A 19,365-nucleotide genomic window follows, 5' to 3' on the forward strand; every position below is an offset into this window, starting at 1 on the left:
GGGAACCGGCCGTTGCTCGCACGGTCGTCTGCACCGCGCCTAGCGGAACAGGCTCTTGACGTCACCCCACGTCGAGGCCTCGGTCGAGACGACCGAATCGACCGCGAAGCCGATGTTGACGCCGATGCCGTCGCCGCGCAGCTGCGTCTGGATGACGGTGATGCTCGACACCGCGTCGTCGATCCGCACCACGGCCAGCTGCGAATTCCACCAGGGATTGGAGCCGCCGGCGCCCGTCACCGAGTTCATGACCGTGAAGGTGCCCGCACCGCCGATGAACTGGGACGCGCCGGCCGTCACGTCACCGACGAAGTCGCCGAGGAACGTGCCGTTCTGCAGGACGCGGGTGGTCGACGTGCCGCCGCCGAAGCTCGTCGTCGCGCCGAGGCCGATCGGCCCGACGAAGACCGAGCCCGCAGGCAGCGTCGACGCGAAGGTGTAGGTGATCGTGCCGACCTCGGGGCCCAGCAGGCCCGGCGTAAAGATCGTGGCGAAGGACTCGAAGTTCGTCCACGAGTAGGTGTCCGGTCCGAACGTCACGCTGCCGGCGGTGTAACCCGCGCTGAGCAGCCGCGAATGGGTCCAGTGCGCCGGGATCGAGTAGGTCACGGTGACGTTGCCGACGCCGGCCACCGGGATGATCGCGCCGTTCGGCACCGGCGAGCCGAAGGCGGTGGGCGACTGGTCCAGCCAGGTGATGGGAACGATCACGGCGGAGGCCGCGACGGCCCCGATGAGGGAGCAGGCGATGATGGCCAACGACAACAGGTTGACCGGCTTGCGCAGTGTATTCATGACATCTCCTTGGAGACGCATTGCCAGGGGTTCCACACCGACTTGGGGGCCGCCGCTGTCCGTACAGGCTGGACGATCCCCGGCGAGATCGATGCGCGAAGGGTGAGACTACAATAAAGAAGATGAAAATGATATGATTTTCACTGTTTCTTAACAAAACGTGCCGGGCAGCGGACAGGGGCCGCCCGGCACGCAGGCAGATGGCACCTACTTCAACATCGTCACCTTGCGCACGTCGACCTGCCCGTCCGCGCGCGTCTCCACGAAGTAGAGGCCCGAAGCCGCCTGGCCGCCACGATCATCCGCACCGTCCCACAGCACGGTGCCCTGCGTCACGGCCACCGGGCCGTCGACCAGCGTCCGCACCAGCGCACCGCGCGCATCGAACACCTTCATGGCCAGGTGACCGGGGCGAGCCAGGGTGTAGCGCAGCGTCACCGAGGGATTGAACGGGTTGGGCTGCGCCGCGACCGCCAGGGCAGGCGCGGTACCGGGCACGCCCGTGGCCATGGTGTTCAGGTCCCAGGGAATGCCGAAGTAGTAGCTCACTTCCATCAGGAGCCCCGCCCGCGGCAACTGCGGCATCTGCGCCTTGTCCCAGCCCATGACAAACGATACGTCGAACGGCAGCGTGATCACGCGGCCCGGCCCCGCGGTCTGGAGCACCGCCGCCGCATACGGGTACGGCGTTGCGACCCCACCGGCGTCGGTGAACAGCGCCAGCGGTTGGGCGCCGACCTGCGGCAGGATGGCGTCGAAGTCGTTCGGCGTCGGGCAGCCACCGTAGAGCAGCCACTCGTTCGTCGTCAGGAACACGGGATTGCCCGGAACAGCAGCGACGGTGGGCGAGGCCTGGCCGCCGATGTTGTCGCGCACGTCGCCGTCGACGTATTGCACGCCCATCGTCGATTCCAGGAAGGTGCGTGCAACCGTCCCCGAGGTGTAAAGGCTGTGGGCCAGATCTTCGCCGCACAGCAGCATGTCGCGATCGCCGAGCGCCAGCCAGCTGTTCAGCAGTTGCAGATCCTGCGAGGGATCTCCGTTGAAGTCGCCGTTGCTGAGCGTGTACGCGCCCTGGTCGCCTGCGGTATACATCATGTCGGTGTAGCCGGCCAGCTGGGCCACGGTCGCCCGGCCCCCCAGTCCGTTGCCGACGCCCAGGCTGGGCGCACGCGTGGTGAAGACGTCGAAATCCACACCGGCGGTCATGTGGATCAGCTGGAGCGCCTTCAGCCACTCGTCCTCGGCCCCGCGTGAGCCCTGGTCGTTCCAGAACAACATGACCGGTTGATAGCCGGCCACGCTGGCCACGCTCGGCAGGCAGCGCACCGTGTAGGCGAGCGGCCAGATGGGCGAGTCAGAGTCGCCGTAGCCGGCCAGGTCGGCCGGCGCGATGCTGGTGCGCGCGTCGCCCGCACGATGGTCGGTGGCGCTGAAGTAGTAGTGCAGCACGTCACCGGGAAACAGCATGCCGGTGTCGGGCAGGTCGAAGTTCCAGCGGTTCTCGATGATGTCGCCGTTGGCGTAGCGCGTCACCCTGCCCGTGATCGGGCCGGACGGCAGCGTGCGATACGGGTCGAAGAGCGGATTGCGGACCGCCAGCGTCCAGTGCATCACCGGCGGATCCAGCGAGGCACCGTCGCGGGGCGCGACGGTGATGACGACGGTATCGCCCGGATCGTTGCGCTGGTGGGTGCGTGCGCTGATGTTCGACGCCATGTCGAAGCGCACCGAGTTCGTGCCGAGGTTCGCCAGGTCAAGCGTCCCCGAGGCCGGGAAGCCGTCGTTGGCCAGGTGCGCCTCGGTGATGACCATACGCGGCCCCGCCGATGGATAGGCCTGCACGCGCACGTTGTCGAAGTACGGCGCCGAAGTGCCGTTGGTGCCTTCGCCGTAACCGAACTGCCAACCCAGCTCGGCGACGCCCAGCCTGACCTGCACCTGTGTGGCGCCCGGCACGAGCAGGTCGCCGACCTGGTTCTGCGAACGCCGGAATACCGGTCCGCCGTAGTACACGAAGTTCCGGCTGACCCACGGCGCCTCGTTGATGTCGCCGCCCGCGGTCGATCGCACGTCCCAGACGTAGAACATGCCCGGCGAATCGTTGGCAATCAGCAGTTCATGCACATAGACATCGAAGGCCAGGGTCAGCCCGTCGACGTCGCCGCCCGGCAGCGTCATCGCCGGCGAACGCACGTAGTTCTCGAGGTGGAAGCCCTCGCCCAGCGCGCCGCCCGTGTTGTTGACCATGCCGCAACCGGTCGGCGGCGGCGGCAGGATCCAGATGTCGGGGTACAGTTCGATGAAGGCGACCTGGTTCGAGTTGTTCGCGCCGCAGGGGTCGAAGTCGCACAGGTCCCCTCCACACGCGGGCGTAGTCCCCCACGCCGGTGTTCGAAACCGCCTGCCAATCGGGGCCGAGTTCGCCGTCCTCGAAATCCTCGGTGTAGGTCGTCACGGCGCCCGATGTCACCGTGACGACAAGGTTGTCAACGGTGGCGGCGCCGGCTGTCGGCCACAGGCAGTCTTCGTCGGACCAGGCGACATCGGAATCGAAGACGAAGGCCACGGCAATGTCGGTGCCGCCGAGCCGTTGCACGGCCGTGTAGTTGAACGTGTAGTCGACCGTGACGTCGCCCTGCCCGTCCCAGGAGAGGCCTTGCCCGCCGTTGACGGGCTCGAACTCGGGCGCGGCAGCCGTGCGCCGCTGCAGCGTCACGTAGTCGTAGCCCGGTTCGGTGTCGAAGCGCAGCTTCGCCCGCACGCGCACAGTGGCATCGCCGGGCACGGTCTTGCGGAACTCGAGGATGTCGCGCCAGTCGTTGCCATAGCCGCCGGCGACATCGTTCTGGCAGGCCTGAAGCGCGGAATCACCGCACCAGGCCCCGTTGCCGGTTCCGGGATTGTTGAACGCAGCGACGTGCCAGTGGTTGTCGGGCGCCGTCGTGTCCTGCGACGTCCACCCGTCGGTCAGCAGGCCGTCGCCGCCGGGCAGTGCGGCTGCGGTCTCGAAATCGCCCCGGTAGGGGAAAGCCCCGCCCGGGCCCATCAGCGTGACCGTGTCCACCACGGCCTTGACGGGCGAGCCTCCGTACAGGACGGCAGTTCCATCCGACGGAACCCGGTCGGGGATGCCCGCCGGCGACGAGGCGACGGACATGCACACGGCGGCGATCACGAGCATGGACAGCTTGAGCGAGGTCTTCATGGCGGGCTCGACTCCTTGACCGAGGGTTCCCGGGCGCCTGGAGTCCGGCCATGTCAGGCATAGCAGGGGCCGCGGCGAAACGGCCTGGATCGTGCGGTTCCTCCCCCCGGGGGCGAGCCGGGATCAGGCCTGGCATGAGCGGGGGACCATCTTGAGTATAGGGAATCGGGAGGGGCAATGGAAGAGGCTGGGGATGCCCGGCGGGCGGGCGTGGCGCAACCCGTGCGGATCGGGTAGATTCCCCGGGCGCTCGGCGACCGATCAACTGTGTGCCAGGAGTGGACCCATGCCCGATTCTTCGCACAACGGCCCGCCGCCCGCCCTGTGCCTGACACCCGCCTTCGGCGAACTGCTCGCGGGATTCGACCTCGACGCCCTCGCGCGGCAACCGGACACGATCATCGGGCTGGATGCCGACCTGCGCCTCGCGTTCCTCAATCCGGCGTGGTTCGATTTCGCCGAGGCCAATGGCGGCGGGCCCGCCATCGCCCGCGACTGGGGCCTGGGGCGGTGCGTGCTGGATGCCTGCCCGCCGGTCATCCGCGATTTCTACGCGCAGGCCCTGACCAGTGTCCTTCAGGAGGACAAGCACTGGGATCACGACTATGAGTGTTCCAGCCCCGATGTCAGGCGCCACATGCGCATGTCAGCCTATCCGCTCCGCGACCGCGGCGGGCTTCTCGTGGTCCATGCGTTGATCGTCGCCTCGCCGCGCGACACCGGCCGGCCTGCCGGAACGACCATCACCCCGGCGGATTACGCCGACGGAAACGGCATCGTGCACCAGTGCTCACACTGCCGGAAGATCAGGCGCACGAGCGGCCCGCGGCATTGGGACTGGGTGCCGGAACTCGTCGCCAACCCGGCGGCCAACACCAGTCACGACCTCTGCGATGTCTGCCTCGATTTCTACTATCCGACGCCGGGCGATCTCCCGCCTACGACCTGAGTCGCCCGCTCAGCGCACCAGCGTCACCCGCTGCCGCGCCGCAGCATCGCCGCCCCGCAACGCCACGAAGTAGACTCCCGCCGGGGCCGGCAGGCCGGCCGCATCGCGCCCGTCCCACGTGACCTGGTGCGTGCCGGCGCCCAGTCCCGCCCGCGCCAGGCTGCGGACGCGGGCCCCGCGGAGATCGAAGACATCGACGACGACATCGGACGGCTGGGGCAACGTGAAGCTCAACGTCGTGGCGCCCGTGAACGGGTTGGGCCTGCCCGGGCCCATGAAGAAGCGCGCCCGGCCGTCGGGAGCCGGATCGACCGCCGAGGCGGCCGTCGTCCAGCGGGCGATGCGCAGTGAACCGGAATTGCCGGCCAGCGTGAACTCGCCGCCGACCATCAGGTCGTTGCCGACGAATCGCAAGGCGTGGCCCTTGGCATTCAGCCCCGAGCCGAGTCCCTGCCACGCGGCCCCGTCCCAGCGGGCGATGTACAGAGACGGCTGGCCGCCGGCCTGCGTGAACTCGCCGGTTGCGTAGATCGAACCGCCTGCGGACGTGATGTCGAAGACGCGCCCGTTCACCCCGGCGCCAAGCGCGCTCCAGGCGGCGCCGTCCCACACGGCGATGTTGGAGGCGGGCTGGCCGCCTGCCTGTTGGAAGATGCCGCCGACATAGAGAAGGCCGCCCGATTCGTGGATGGCGTTGACCGAGCCGTTCGTGCCCGTCCCGAGCGCGTGCCACGCCGCGCCGTCCCAGCGCGCGATGTTGGCCGCCGGTGTGCCGCCGACGCTCGTGAAGCTGCCGCCCATCACCGGTTGCCCGCCGAACGAGCCGAGGGCGTGGAGGATCTGGACACCGCCAAGGATGGTGCCGCCCAGCGGCGTGAAGTCGGCGCCGTTCCATCGCCCGAGCGTCTGCAGGTTGCCGGCCCAGTAGCCGTTCGCGTAGAGCTCGCCGCCCAGCGCCAGCAGGCCGCTGACGGTGGAAAGCGAGCCGGCGCCCATCGCGCTCCACTGCGCGCCGTTCCAGCGCGCGATCTTGTTCGCGGGTACGCCACCCGCCGTCGAGAAGGCGCCGCCGGCGATGAGGTCGCCTTCGAAGGTGGCGAACGACTCGACGCCGCCGCCGAACTGGTAGGCGATGCCGCTGCCCAGCGGCGCCCACCCGCTGCCGTCCCAGGCTGCGACCATGCTGCCGGAGACGCCGCCGATCCGCGAGAACGAACCGCCGGCGATCAGCGTGCCGTTCCACTCGTGGAATCCGCGGACCGGCAGGTTGGCGCCGTGACCTTCGGCCAGTGCCGACCAGGTTCCGGTGTAGAGGGCCACATTGGCCACGCGCGGGTTGACGCCGAGTTCGAAGCTCCCGCCGAAGACCACGCCGCCGCCGTACTCGGTGCTCGTGGCGATCGTACCGATGATGCCGCCGAGGTGGTTCCAGAAGGTCCCGTTCCAGGTCCTGATGATGCCCTGCTCGCCGGCCGCCACGAGGTTCGCCCCGTAGAGGCCGACCTCGGTGACACTGCCGCCGAACGAGGAAACCCCGGGCGCGGCGAACACGGTGCCGTTCCAGGTCACGATGCCGTCGACCGCGAGGGCGCCGGCTCGCGCGAACGTGCCGGCGATCACCAGCTTGCCGGCGTGGACCACCATGTCGCCGGCATTGGCCTCAAACGGGTCGCCGAATTCGTCGGTCAGGCCGCCACCGACACCGGCCCACGACGAACCGTTCCAGCGGGCCAGGTTCGGCGCGTAGCTGCTGCCGGCGAAATCGAACTGGCCGCAGGCGTAGAGGGAGCCTGCGAAGACTTCGACATCGGACACCGAGCCGTTCATGCCGCCGTCCATCTCATCCCACGCGGCGCCGTCCCAGGTCGCGATGTGGGCTGTGGTCAGGGAACCACCGTCGACACTTTCGAAATAGCCGCCCACGGCGAGCATGCCGTTCCAGACGGCCAGGTCATCGACGTAGCCGTCCACCCCACCACCGACCGCGACCCAGCCGGCGCCATCCCAGCGCGCGAGGCCCGACATCGGGGTGGCGCCGCAGGCCGTGAAGCCGCCGCCCGCGTAGAGTTCGCTGTTCCAGACAACGAGACTGTAGACATCGTCGTTGAAGGCCTCACCCATCGCCGACCAGGCGGCCCCGTCCCAGCGGGCCAGGCGGCGCGCGCCGAGGCCGCCGACCGCGTCGAAGCTGCCGCCGATCACGAGATCGCCCTCGAACACGGTCGAGGTGAAGACGAACCTGTCGGCGCCGGGTGCACTGCACACTGTGGCCCAGTTCTCGTCGCCGGGGGCGGCACTCGCCGCGCCGAATCCGCTGGCGATGACCAGCAACATCAGGCCGAAGACTGGAACAAGGCGGTGATGGCGTGCCATGGTGGTGACGCTCCCGGAGCTACAAGTGCAAATCCTGTGTGGATGAGGCAGAATACCAGATGATATGTATCTCGTATATTGGCTGTATCATTACATATGCATACGCCAAATCATGCAAAACCCTGCCGTCCCTGGGCGCCGGCGACTACCGCCCGGCGCTGCTGTCCGCGCTGGCGGCCGCGGCAGGCCCGGTGGGCAGCGCGCGCCCCGCGCTCCAGGCCGCCGGATCCCGGACCGCGCCCTCCACCTTGTACTCCGTCATGGCCGGCAGGTATTCCTCCCACCAGTAGTCGTGCAGCCAGGTGTAGTCGTAGCAGGTCCGCGAACGGAGCTCACCCTCGGGCACTTCGTCCAGCGGACGACCGGGGAATACGGATGTGACCTCCATCGCTGTCGCGACCGTCGCAGCGATGTCCGTCAGGCTCACTGGGGCTTCGGACACCTTCAACGCCCCGGAAGCGCCGATCGGCTTGACCAGCAGCAGCGGCAACACCCTGGTCGGTGATGGCCTGCCCGCCGCCAGGGCCGCTTCGTGCGCGCCGGGAATCAGCTCGAGGTGGCTGCCGTGGTCGCCGGTCAGGATCACGAGCGTGTTGTCGAGGACATCCAGTTCCTCCAGCCGCTTGACGAGCGCCAGGAACTGGTTCAGGGCGCAGGTGCTCTGGGCCACGACGGCCTGCGGTTCGGTCAGCTGCGCATAGAGATCCTGCGTGAGCTGCACACAGTCGGCGTCGAGGAACCACGGCATGTGGGTAGTGAAGAAGTGGACGAACTTGAATGTCGGTCGCCGGCTCGTGGCCGTTGCGGTGTCGAGCAGCCGCTCCTGCAGGATCCGGCCCGCCATCTGGTTGGGTGACGGTGCGCGGTAGGTCTCGGCGGTGGAATATGGCGATCGCGACCCGGGCGCCGGAGAATCGGTCGACGCATCATCCCGCAGCAGCCAGCGATGGTCGGCGTAGATGCGCATCTTCAGGTGGTGCGGCGCGTAGCGGAAAAGCGCGACGTTCCAGATCAGCAGCGCATCGCGACGGTGACGGTTCTGCGGCACGCCGTCCAGGAACGAGACGGTGCCTGCGAAGGGCACACCCTCGAAGTACTCCCCGTAGATGGGTTCGGTGATGACGGTGGCGGCGAAGCCCTGCTGCTGCAGCACCACGGGCAGCGAGTCGCGCGCGAGGCTCTCGCGCAGGAACGCCTTCACCGGGCGCGCATTGTCCGTAGTGCGGCCCGAGAGGATGGCCGGGATCGAGGGCAGCGTCGTGGGATACACGGCAAGGGCGTCGCGGTACCACGTGAAGCCGTCCAGCCGGTCCTGCCAGGCCTGGTCGTCGGCCAGCATCTGCTCGAAGACGGGCGAGGCGAAGGCATCCATGACCACGATGAGCACATTGCGGTCGCGCGAGAAGCCGGCGAACCCCTCATCGAGCCCCGAGGTGGTGGCGTGGGCGAACGTGCGGCCGGACAGCAGATGGCCCCCGATCGTCAGGCCGTTGAGCAGCACGATCACGACCGCCAGTCCCGGCGCGTGACGCCACAAGCGACGGCGGAAGGCGACAGCCGCGACCAGCACACCCAGCCAGACGGCCGCCTCCAGTGCGCCACTCGTGGCGTGGCGCGACCAGTCGATGTCGCTGCCGTCGAACTTGCCGTAGCTGCGGACGAGGACGTTGCCCTGCAGATACAAAAGGGCGGCCAGGGCCAGCAGCACGGCGGCCAGGAGCCTGCGGCCGCTCGCCCTGCCGATGGCGCCGAGCAGCGCCACCACCGCGATCAGCCCGGCCTGAACGGGCCAGGACCAAGTGATGATGGTGGGCAACGAAGTAGTGACTTCACCGGCATTGAAGAGGAACACGGTGGCCGGCGCGGCCCAGAAGCCGGTGACCAGCAGGGCCACGGAGGCGGCGGCCAGCGGCAGCCATTCGCGGCGCCGGGTGTCGACTGGCGTCTGCTGCTGCTTCATGGACGGGTTCACCGATGCCTTCCGTCAGGCCGTATGCCGACTGCGCAGGAGAAACAGCGTGCGCGCGGTGCCCGCGACGGGCTCTGCCCTCATCGTCTCGAACGCGCTCCCGAAAGCGTCACGAAATCCCGTGAGATCGTAGTGCGGGAAGATATCCTCACGCGTGGACAGCAGGCGCTGCACCTGGGAATCGGACTTCGGAACGAACTCGATGATGAGGTGCGTACCGGCCGCGGCCAGGAAGCGCGCGAGCACATCGAGGGGCACATTGTTGCTGATGGCCAGGTGATGCACGAGCGCCAGCGCCATGACCGCCCCCGCCGGCCCGCGCTGGAGCAGCGACAGGCGCTCCGCATGGGCCCAGCCCAGGGCCGGGCTGGGATTCGTCAGATCCACCAACAGGGGCAGCATCAACGGTTGCTTGCCCTGCCGACAGTGCAGCCAGTTCCGCTCGACGGCCGCGGGATCCCGGTCGGCGGCAACAACCAGTCGGCCCCGCTCTGCGGCCAGGCGGCTGAAAGTGCCGTCGTTGGCACCCAGGTCCCAGACGATGCCGGCGCCGGCTTCGGCCAGAAAGGAGCCGACCAGGGTGCGCTTGTGCTCCATGGCGGCGTCGGTGTAGTTCGTGGCGCCGTAGTAGTCGCCCCACTCCGTGGCGCCGGGGCGCCAGCGCAGTCCCTGGACCGTGCGACGCAGGCTGTCGACGATCCCTTCCAGCGAGCGTCGCGAGACCCTGACGTTGTGAGCGGATGTTTCGCGACCGGCATGCCTGCGCTGGCTCGCCGCATGGGCGTGGATGTGCATGAGCAGCCCCGGCTGCAGCCGCGACCGCCAGGGCAACAAGCGGGCGGCCAGGTCCAACGGCACGCCGTCGATGTGCTCGCGCAGCAGCGCGCCCAGCCTGATATCGCGCCCAGCCATGAGCGCCAGCGGCGCCAGGAAATGCCGGCAGAACTGCTGGTAGGCCGCCCAGGGTTCGCCGTCGCGATACGCCGTGAACGAGAGCGTATCGATGAGGACGGGTTGTCCCTGCCTGAACTGGATGTTGTACGCGGATGCGTCCTTCAGAACCAGCCCCTTCTTCAGGGCCAGCGACTGGATCCGCAGCGTGGCCAGGGCGGCATCCTTCAGCTGCGTGAAGCACCACTCGTACGGATAGCTGATGAACGGGATGGGGTCGGGTTCGATGACGGCAATCGCTTCGGCAGACCTGGCCAGATCCAGTGACACCTCGCGGTGAGCGACCAGCAGCCCCTTCGCCACCAGCTCATCGTAGAGCCCTGACCCTTGGAGCAGGTGAAAGTCGTCCGCGGCGCAGCGATTCACCTGGCGGTGCAGGCGTCCCTCGTGCCGGAACATGAAGCCGCCCGGATCGCGGAACGAGGAGGCAAGGCGGCCGTCACTGGTCGGCATCGGACTCGTCGTCCCGGGATGATCTGCCGGTGAACAGCCTGCGGATCCGTCGCCAGTACAACCGGAGGGTCAGGCCGACACCGACGACCGCCGCGATGATCCCTTGGATGACCAGGCTGCCGGAACCGGGGTCGACGTAGGCATGGGCGGGCCTCGGGGCCAGCAGGGAGCCGGTGATGAGGACGAGGGCAAGCAGCCGCGCGGTCATGCACGAACCCCGGGATGGAGGAAGCTCCGGCGATGCCGGAAGACCAGATTCAGGAAGATCGGGCGCGGCCCGATTGTGACACCCCGGTCCCTGGCGGTCAATCCACCCGTCGCATGCCTATTTGCCTGCTCGCCCCCCGGCACCAAACGCCGCCTCCCGCACCACCTCCGACAACGTCGGATGCGCGTGGCACACGCTGTCGATGTCCTCGGCGCTGGCGCCGAAGGCCATCGCAGCCGCGGCTTCGGCAATGAGGTCGCCGGCCCGCGGCCCGATGATGTGCACGCCCAGCACGCGGTCGGTTTCCGCGTGCGCCAGCACCTTGACCCGGCCATCGACGTGGCCGAGGGCGAGCGCCCGCCCGTTGCTGCGGAAGCTGCTGACGCCCTTGCGGAACGGCACGCCGCCCTCCCTGAGCTGCTCCTCGGTGCGGCCCACGCCGGCAATCTCCGGATCGGTGTAGCACACGGCCGGGATCACGGCCGGGTCGAAGTGGCCGACGCGCCCGGCCAGCTGTTCGGCCACCGCGACGCCTTCGTCGGTCGCCTTGTGCGCCAGCAGCAGGCCGCCGACGACATCGCCCACGGCCCAGATGCCGGGCGCGGCCTGGTGCTGCTCGTCGATGCGGATGAAGCCGCGCGCATCGAGCGCCACGCCCGCCGATTCCAGGCCGAGGCCTTCGGTGTGGGGCTTCCGGCCGACGGCCACGAGCACGCGGTCGGCGACCAGCGGGTCGCGACCCTCGATTGCCACCTCGACCTGCTTCGCCTTCGACTTTGCGCCGGTGACCTGCGCACCCGTCACGCGGGCGCCAAGCACGAACTCCAATCCCTGCTTCCTGAACAACTGCAGCGCCACGCGCGCGATCTCGCCGTCGGTGCCGGGCAGGATGCGGTCGAGGTACTCGACCACCGTCACCTGCGCGCCCAGGCGGGCCCAGACCGATCCCAGTTCCAGGCCGATGTAGCCGGCGCCGATGACGACCAGGCGCTGCGGGACCGCGGGCCAGGCCAGGGCCGCCGTCGAGTCGCCGATGCGGTCGCCGTCGAGCGCCACGCCGGGCAGCGACGCCGCGGTGCTGCCGGTGGCGATCATGATCCGCGCAGCCTCGAGCACCTGTTCACCCACCACGACGCGACCCGGCCCGTCCAGGCGCGCCGTGCCCTCGTAGCGCGTCACCTTGTTCGCCTTGAACAGGCCCGCGATGCCCTCGGTCAGCGTCGTGACGATGCCGTCCTTGCGAGCCATCATCGCCGCCAGGTCCAGGCCCGCGTCCTTCACGAGCACCCCGTGCTGCGCCAGCCCGTGCCGGGCCTCGGCGTACTTCTCGCTGGACTCGAGCAGTGCCTTGCTCGGGATGCAGCCCACCCGAAGGCAGGTGCCGCCCAGTCGCGGCTCCCTCTCCACGCAGGCCGTGTCGAGGCCCAGCTGCGCCGCGCGGATCGCCGCGGCGTAGCCGCCGGGGCCGGCGCCGATCACGACCAGGTCGTGCTTCTTCGTTGCTTCCATCTTCGTCAGACCTTCAGCAGCAGCCGCTCGGGCTGCTCGACGCAGTGCTTGATGTGCGCGAGGAACGCCACCGATTCGCGGCCGTCGACCAGGCGATGGTCGTAGGTGAGTGCCACGTACATCATGGGGCGGATAACGACCTGCCCGTTGATCGCAACGGGGCGGTCCTGGATCGCATGCAGGCCCAGCACCCCGCTCTGCGGCGGGTTGACGATAGGCGTCGACAACAGCGAGCCGAAGATGCCGCCGTTGCTGATGGTGAACGTGCCGCCCTGCAGTTCATCGAGGTCGAGCTTGTTGGCCTGGGCACGCTTGGCGAAGTCGGCGATGATCCGCTCCAGGTCGCCGAAGCCCAGGCCTTCGGCGTTGCGGATCACCGGCACGACCAGGCCCTTGCCACCGCCCACGGCGATGCCGATGTCACAGTAGTCGTGATAGACGGTGCTGTCGCCCTCGACACTCGCATTGATCTCGGGAACCATCTGCAGCGCCTCGACCGCCGCCTTCACGAAGAAGCTCATGATGCCGAGCTTCACGCCGTAGCGGGCCTGGAAGGCTTCCTGGTGCTCGCTGCGCAGGGCCTTGACGCGCGACAGGTCGATCTCGTTGAACGTCGTGAGCAGGGCCGCGTCGCGCTGCGCCTGCACCAGGCGCTCGGCGATCTTGCGCCGGATGGGACTCATGCGCACGGTGCGCGTCCTGCGCTCGCCCGTGAACGCGGATGCCGGCGGCATCGGCGCGACGACCGGCGCCGGTGACGGCACGGCAGACGGCACGGCATTCGGCACGGCGCCCGCCACCGCCCGAACGGCGTCCTCCTTGAGCACGCGGCCTCCGGGGCCGGTGCCCGTGACCAGGTCGGCGTCGAGCGCGTTCTCCGCGAGCACGCGCCGGGCCGCCGGCATGATCGTCCGCTCCGCGTCGGCGGCCGGCGACTTCGCAGGTGCCGCTGACGGCGCCGCGGCAACCGCCGGCTTCGCAACCTTCGCGGCTCCCCCCGCCTCGATCCGCGCGAGCACATCGCCCACCTTGAGCACCGCGCCGACGGCGGCCACGATCTCGACCACGACGCCGGCCGCGGGCGCCGGCACCTCCACCGTCGCCTTGTCCGTCTCGAGCTCGATCAGGGGCTCGTCCAGCGCCACGTTCTCGCCGGGCTGCTTCAGCCAGGCCGAGACCTGGACTTCCTGGATGGACTCCCCGAGCGCGGGGACCTTCACCTCGAGCGGCATGGGTCGCTACTCCTTGATTCAGGCGCCGCGGGCGCCCGTGATCAGGCCCGGTCCGCTGACCGCGCCGAACACGCGATCCATCAGCAGGGCCAGTTCGATCGTGTGGGCCCCGGCCGAGCCGGTGGCCGGGCTCGCCGCTTCCGGGCGACAGGCTCCGACCAGCGGGCGGCCCAGGAACTTCTCCCCGAAACGGTACCTCAGGTACGGCCACATGCCCATGTTGGCCGGCTCCTCCTGCACCCAGACGAGCTCGGTGCCGTCGCGGAACGCGTCCACCGCCTCGATCAGCGCACTGGCCGGCAGCGGGTACATCTGTTCGAGTCGCAGGATGGCCACATCACTGCGACCACGACGCCGGCGTTCCTCGAGCAGGTCATAGAAGACCTTGCCGCTGCAGACCAGCACGCGCGACACGGTCGCCGGATCGGGCGCCTCGGGGTCACCCAGCACCGGATGGAATGCGCCTTCGGTCAACTCTTCCAGCGTAGACACGCAGGCGGGAAGCCGCAGCAGGCTCTTGGGACTGAGCATCACCAGCGGCTTGCGCCAGTGGCGCCAGACCTGGCGTCGCAGCAGGTGGAACAACTGGGCCGGCGTCGTCGGGTTGGCGATCTGGATGTTGTCGGCGGCGGCCAGGCTCAGGAACCGCTCGAGCCGCGCGCTGGAATGCTCGGGCCCCATGCCCTCCATGCCGTGCGGCAGCATCAGCACCAGGCCCGACAGCATGCCCCACTTGGTCTCGCCGCTGGTGATGAACTGGTCGATGATGGGCTGCGCCACATTGCAGAAATCGCCGAACTGCGCCTCCCAGATGACGAGCGCCTCGGGATAGGTCAGGCTGTAGCCGTATTCGAACGCCATCACGGCCACTTCCGACAGCGGGCTGTTGATCGTCTGCACCGGCGCCTGCCCCGGGGCCAGGTGCTGCAGCGAAGCATGGATGGCGCCCGTGTTCACGTCGTGAAGCACGGAATGGCGATGCCCGAACGTGCCGCGCTGGCTGTCCTGGCCGCTCAGGCGCACCGGATGTCCGTCGAGCGCCAGCGACCCGTAGGCCAGGCACTCGGCCGCCGCCCAGTCGACGGCATGCTTACCGTCGGCAATGGCTCGCCGCTGTTCCAGCAGGCGTTCGATCTTCCGGTGCGGCGTGAACCCGACCGGCACGGCCGCCAGGGCGCGCAGGATCTCCTCGAGCCTGGCGCGCGGCACGCCCGTCAACACAGGCGGCCCGCCCGGCTCCGGCCCGCCCTGGTATTCCCGCCAGACCGGCCCCAGCACGCGCTTGCGCTCGACCGTCGGCGCGGCGACGCGCGGCGCCTCGCGCACCTCGTCCAGCGTCGACTGCAGGTGCTGCCGGCGGCTGACGGCCATCTGCTCGGCCATCTCCACGGTGACGTGGTTCGAGCGCGTCAACCGGTCGAGATAGCCGGCGCGCACTGACGGCCGCCGTCGGATCGCCTCGTACATCAACGGCTGGGTGAAGGCCGGTTCGTCGGTCTCGTTGTGCCCGCGGCGCCGGAAGCAGTACATGTCGATGATGACGTCGCGACGCCACTGCCGCCGGAAATCGAGCGCCAGCCTGACGACCTGCGCCACCGCCTCGGGATCCTCGCCGTTCACGTGGAAGACGGGCGTCTGCAGCATGCGGGCCACATCGGTGCAGTAGCGGCTGGAGCGCGCCTCCTCGGGGTCGGTCGTAAACCCGATCTGGTTGTTGATCACCACATGCACCGTGCCGCCGCTCTCGTAGCCCGCCAGCTGCGACAGGTTGAGCGTCTCCTGCGTGACGCCCTGGCCGATGAACGAGGCATCACCGTGGATGAGGATAGCCATCGACTTCTCGTGGTCCAGGTCGCCGACGCGATCCTGCCGCGCGCGAACCCGACCCAGCGCCACCGGGCCCACGAATTCCAGGTGGCTGGGATTGAAGCACAGTGACAGGTGCACCACGGTGCCCTGCAGCGTAGTCCAATCCGAATGGTGGCCGAGGTGGTACTTCACGTCGCCGTAGCCCACGAACTGCTCGGGGTCGGCGTCCTCGAATTCGGCGAAGATCTTCCGCGGGCTCTTGCCCAGGATGTTGGCCAGCACGTTTAACCGGCCGCGGTGGGCCATGCCGATGACGATCTTCTCCAGTCCCTGGAGACCGGCATGTTCGATGGCCAGGTCCAGCAGCGGGATCACCGTCTCGCCGCCCTCGAGGCTGAACCGCTTGGCGCCGAGGTACTTGTTCTGGATGAACTCCTCGAATATCTCGGCGTCGATCAGGCGCTGCAGGATGCGCCGCTGCACTTCCGGCGTCAGCTCGAGGCGGTTCTCCGTCGGCTCCATGCGCGTCTGCAGCCACTGGCGAACCTGCAGGTCGTCGATGTGCATGTACTGCACGCCGATGAACCGCGAATAGGTTGCCTGCAAGCGGCGCAGGATCTCGCGCAACGGCAGCATGTCGCCCGGGCTGAGCGTGCCGGCGGCGAACACGCGGTCGAGGTCGGCCTCGCCGAACCCGTAGTATTCCAGCGTCAGCTCGGGCGGCGCCGACGGCGGCTCGCGCAACGGATCCAGGCGGGCGATGCCGTGCCCCCGCACGCGGAAGTTGCGCACCAGCTGGTCGACCTTGTTCTGGTCGTCGAGTGCGCGATCGTCGAGGTGGCCCGAGGGCCGGTAGCCGGGAGCCGTGGGGCTGCCGCCCTGCGTCGCGAACCAGTCGCGCCAGGCCTGAGGCACGCTGTCGGGATCGGCCTGCCATGAGTGCCACAGCCGGTCGGCGTAGGACAGGCTCAGTGTATTGGGATTGTCGGGGTTGTCCTGATTCATGTTTCCTGGTTCATGTTTCCTGGTTCATGTCCCCTGCTGCCCGCCCAGGGGCACCGTGACATTGACGTGGTTCCGACGTGGTCCTGAGAACGCATTGGCGTTAGGAGTCAGCGATGATTGGCAAGTATATACAAGACTCCTGATGGCGGCAGTCCCCGAACGCCAGGACCAGGAACAACAAGACCGCCGGCCGCGGTGTCGCCGAGTCCACCCCGACGCGCTGGAGGCCGCACGAAAAGGCGGAAAATCGCGCTCCACGGTCGCGGCTTTGAAATGTAGACATATTCCATCCTCTATGCTACGCTCAGCAGGTTCGCCGAAGGGCAACCCAGCCTGCAAACGTACCTGATCGTCGCGCCATCCCCGGAGGCCATCCCCATGTCGAGCCCGGTCCACTGCCTGTCGCGACGGATCGTGAGTACGTCCCTGCTCCGGCTCCGGATTGCCGGTATCGCCGGGGCCCTGTTCGTCGTGCTCGCGGGCGTTGCGGTGGCCAGCGCCGATCCCGCCGATGTGAGCTGGTCGTCGGACTATGGCGCGCCGGGTCTCACGGGCGTCGCCACCCGCTGGACCGGCATCATCCAGGCCACGGTCAACTGGAACGGCACCCTGGTCGCCGCCGGGGACATTTCCCACGCCGGCGGCATGCCGGTGCAGAATGTGGTGCAGTGGAACGGGTCGGAATTCGAGTCGATGGGCGATGGCCTCAACGGCACCGTCACCTCGCTCGCCGTCGTCGGCACGACGCTGTATGCGGCCGGGGATTTCACGGCTTCGGGCGACACCTACCTGCCCAACGTCGCGCGATGGACGGGTTCAGCGTGGGCGCCCGTTGGCAACGGGGCACCGGATGATCCAACCAATCTTGTGCTCGTGGCGGACGGCTCGACGCTGCTGCTGCTCGGCTCGTTCAGTACGGTCGATGCGCCCGCGGTGGCCGCCCGCTGCCTTGCGCGCTGGAACGGCTCGGCCTGGAGCGATGTGGGCGGTTTCGCGGCCGCAGCCGCCGGCTACCTTGTGGCCGGCGCGCGCGTGGGTTCGACGCTCTATGTGGGCGGCTTCTTCGACGACGAGAACGCCCGCAACTACCTGAACGCCTTCGACGGCTCGACCTGGACCTACAACGTGGCCGCGCTGGACGGCGAGGTGCAGCGGCTGGCGGCTGTCGGCAGCGATCTCTTCCTCCACGGCTGGTTCTCATCCGGCGACAACGGCAATGTCACCGCCCTCAACCTCGCGCGCTGGGACGGCGCCGCGCTCCATCCCCTGACCGACGATGTCTCCGATGTGTTCGGCATGGGCGAGGACGGCGGCCAGCTGTTCGTCGTCGGCCCCTTCTTCAATCATCCCGGCCCGTCGTCCTCGTGGTGGAACGGCTCCGGCTGGGACGCCGGCCCGGCCCGCCCCTGGGGCCAGTTCGGTTCGCACCTGAACACCTTCACGCGCATCGGCGGCGAGCTCTTCCTGGCCGGCAACCTCCAGGGCTTCTACGACTACACCGACGGCGGCGTGATCAAGGGCGGCAGGAACATCGTGGCCTGGGACGGCGCGCGGTTCCGCGCGCTGGGCACGGGCTATGGCGTGGCGGATGAAGGGTACGTCAACGGCCTGACCGCATACGGCGGGCAACTCATCGCGACAGGCAGTTTCAAGATGATCGGCAAGCTGGGCGCGGCCCAGGGCATCGCCGCCTGGGATGGGGTGCAGTGGAACGCGCTGGACAGCGGGCTGAACGACCCGTTCGGCAATCCGTCCGGCGACCAGTTGACGACGTGGAACGGGCGGCTGGTGGTCTCGGGCTACTTCACGGGCGGCGCCGACGTGGACTCGCGCAACATCATCGCCTGGAACGGCTCGACCTGGGAGGGCTTTAACGGCGGCCTCGTGGGGCAAGGCGCACAGATCGTCGACTACGATTCGGAGTTGGTCGCCGGCGGCCTGCTCATGGCCGAAGTGGGTTCGGGCGCGCCGCTGGGACAGGTCGCCCGCTGGACCGGTGCACAGTGGCAGACCATCGGCACGATGACGCCCGACTTCGGCGCTTCGTCCACCCGCCTGACCGTCTGGAACGGGAATGTCGTGTGCGCGGGCCTTTTCGACAGCATCAACGGCGTCGCCGCACAGAACATCGCACGATGGGACGGCTTCACCTGGAGCGCGTTCGGTGGCGGCTTCGACGGCCGGGTCACCGCCCTGGCCGTCCACGGCGGCGAACTCTTTGCCTCGGGCGATTTCACGGCGAGCGGCGCCAACCCGCTGCCGGGCAGCATCGCGCGCTGGGACGGAAGCGCATGGGTGGCTGTCGGCACGGGACTGGACTATTACGCGGACGTCATGACCTCGGCGGGCGGAAAGCTGTTTGTGGCGGGGAATATCGGCGCGGCAGGCGGGACGCCCGTGACCCGTATTGCTTCCTGGGACGGGGCGGGCTGGGCTGCACTCGGCTCCGGCCTGGGCCAGGGCCCCGGTGGCAACAACCTGGGCGCGCTGTGCCTGACCGCCTACGACAACGACCTGTTCGTGGGCGGGTTCTTCAACACGGCCGGAGACAAGTCCTCGCAGAGAATTGCGCGATGGACCCTGGCGACAACGTCTGCGGTCGAGCCGTCCGCCATCAAGACGTCATTGCGGATCTCGCACGCCTCGGCGAACCCGAGCCCCGGACGCACCAGCTTCCGGCTGCAGTTGCCCGCCGCCGACCAGGTGGACGCTGCGGTGTTCGACCTGCGCGGCCGCCTTGTGGCGCGACTGCTGTCCGGTCGATTGCCGGCCGGCGAACACCATCTGGCCTGGGACGGACGCGACCGCACGGGCCTGCCGGTCGGCACCGGCGTCTACTGGGTGCGCGTGGTGACGCCGCGCGGGCAGACGAGCGAGAAGGTCGTGCTGCTGCGCTGATCCTCC

The 19,365-nt window shown here is 68.7% G+C and carries 11 protein-coding genes; 2 read left to right on the top strand and 9 right to left on the bottom strand.

All coding sequences use genetic code 11. The annotated features are described in order from the left end of the window. Positions 1 to 39: 39 nt before the first annotated feature. On the bottom strand, positions 40 to 795 hold the full coding sequence (locus IPG61_16425; GenBank protein ID MBK6735625.1) for a hypothetical protein: 756 nt from the start codon (positions 793 to 795) through the stop codon (positions 40 to 42). A 207-nt stretch (positions 796 to 1,002) separates the two neighbouring features. Continuing rightward, the gene (locus IPG61_16430; protein MBK6735626.1) at positions 1,003 to 3,045 is read right to left on the bottom strand and encodes a hypothetical protein; all 2,043 of its coding nucleotides are present in this window, start codon (positions 3,043 to 3,045) and stop codon (positions 1,003 to 1,005) included. A 1,244-nt stretch (positions 3,046 to 4,289) separates the two neighbouring features. Between IPG61_16430 and IPG61_16435 the strand changes: the two genes are divergently transcribed. Further along, positions 4,290 to 4,952, top strand: a complete 663-nt coding sequence (locus IPG61_16435; GenBank protein ID MBK6735627.1) for a PAS domain-containing protein — start codon at positions 4,290 to 4,292, stop codon at positions 4,950 to 4,952. A gap of 9 nt (positions 4,953 to 4,961) precedes the next feature. On the opposite strand, the gene IPG61_16440 is transcribed toward IPG61_16435, so the two are convergent. From IPG61_16440 to IPG61_16470, 7 genes are all read right to left on the bottom strand, one after another. Continuing rightward, the gene (locus IPG61_16440) at positions 4,962 to 7,325 is read right to left on the bottom strand and encodes a T9SS type A sorting domain-containing protein (protein MBK6735628.1); all 2,364 of its coding nucleotides are present in this window, start codon (positions 7,323 to 7,325) and stop codon (positions 4,962 to 4,964) included. Between the two features lie 145 nt (positions 7,326 to 7,470). Next, positions 7,471 to 9,297 (bottom strand): sulfatase-like hydrolase/transferase, encoded by a 1,827-nt coding sequence (locus tag IPG61_16445; GenBank protein ID MBK6735629.1) that lies wholly within the window; start codon positions 9,295 to 9,297, stop codon positions 7,471 to 7,473. 12 nt (positions 9,298 to 9,309) lie between these two features. Continuing rightward, complete coding sequence (locus tag IPG61_16450; protein ID MBK6735630.1) at positions 9,310 to 10,698, bottom strand: SAM-dependent methyltransferase; 1,389 nt, start codon at positions 10,696 to 10,698, stop codon at positions 9,310 to 9,312. Further along, the gene (locus IPG61_16455; GenBank protein MBK6735631.1) at positions 10,685 to 10,906 is read right to left on the bottom strand and encodes a hypothetical protein; all 222 of its coding nucleotides are present in this window, start codon (positions 10,904 to 10,906) and stop codon (positions 10,685 to 10,687) included. The genes IPG61_16450 and IPG61_16455 overlap by 14 nt, the downstream gene beginning before the upstream one ends. Positions 10,907 to 11,023: 117 nt before the next feature. Beyond that, positions 11,024 to 12,415, bottom strand: coding sequence for a dihydrolipoyl dehydrogenase (gene lpdA, locus IPG61_16460; protein MBK6735632.1), 1,392 nt, complete (start codon positions 12,413 to 12,415; stop codon positions 11,024 to 11,026). Positions 12,416 to 12,420: 5 nt separating this feature from the next. After that, entirely contained in the window at positions 12,421 to 13,647 is a 1,227-nt protein-coding gene (gene odhB, locus IPG61_16465; protein ID MBK6735633.1) for a 2-oxoglutarate dehydrogenase complex dihydrolipoyllysine-residue succinyltransferase, read from the bottom strand. Between the two features lie 18 nt (positions 13,648 to 13,665). Continuing rightward, positions 13,666 to 16,461: a 2-oxoglutarate dehydrogenase E1 component gene (locus IPG61_16470; GenBank protein MBK6735634.1), complete on the bottom strand. Its 2,796-nt coding sequence runs from the start codon at positions 16,459 to 16,461 to the stop codon at positions 13,666 to 13,668. 378 nt (positions 16,462 to 16,839) lie between these two features. Here IPG61_16470 and IPG61_16475 point away from each other — a divergent pair, with 378 nt between their 5' ends. Then, positions 16,840 to 19,359 (top strand): hypothetical protein, encoded by a 2,520-nt coding sequence (locus IPG61_16475; GenBank protein MBK6735635.1) that lies wholly within the window; start codon positions 16,840 to 16,842, stop codon positions 19,357 to 19,359. Positions 19,360 to 19,365 lie beyond the last annotated feature (6 nt).

The organism is bacterium (genome assembly GCA_016703265.1).
In the GTDB taxonomy this organism is placed as follows: Bacteria; Krumholzibacteriota; Krumholzibacteriia; order LZORAL124-64-63; family LZORAL124-64-63; genus CAINDZ01.

Coding starts and splice junctions, on each gene's coding strand:
- IPG61_16435 (MBK6735627.1), top strand. CDS start 4,290: ATGCCCGATTCTTCGCACAACGGCCCGCCGCCCGCCCTGTGCCTGACA.
- IPG61_16440 (MBK6735628.1), bottom strand. CDS start 7,325: ATGGCACGCCATCACCGCCTTGTTCCAGTCTTCGGCCTGATGTTGCTG.
- IPG61_16425 (MBK6735625.1), bottom strand. CDS start 795: ATGAATACACTGCGCAAGCCGGTCAACCTGTTGTCGTTGGCCATCATC.
- IPG61_16470 (MBK6735634.1), bottom strand. CDS start 16,461: ATGAATCAGGACAACCCCGACAATCCCAATACACTGAGCCTGTCCTAC.
- IPG61_16475 (MBK6735635.1), top strand. CDS start 16,840: ATGTCGAGCCCGGTCCACTGCCTGTCGCGACGGATCGTGAGTACGTCC.
- lpdA (MBK6735632.1), bottom strand. CDS start 12,415: ATGGAAGCAACGAAGAAGCACGACCTGGTCGTGATCGGCGCCGGCCCC.
- IPG61_16455 (MBK6735631.1), bottom strand. CDS start 10,906: ATGACCGCGCGGCTGCTTGCCCTCGTCCTCATCACCGGCTCCCTGCTG.
- IPG61_16450 (MBK6735630.1), bottom strand. CDS start 10,698: ATGCCGACCAGTGACGGCCGCCTTGCCTCCTCGTTCCGCGATCCGGGC.
- odhB (MBK6735633.1), bottom strand. CDS start 13,647: ATGCCGCTCGAGGTGAAGGTCCCCGCGCTCGGGGAGTCCATCCAGGAA.
- IPG61_16430 (MBK6735626.1), bottom strand. CDS start 3,045: ATGGTCAACAACACGGGCGGCGCGCTGGGCGAGGGCTTCCACCTCGAG.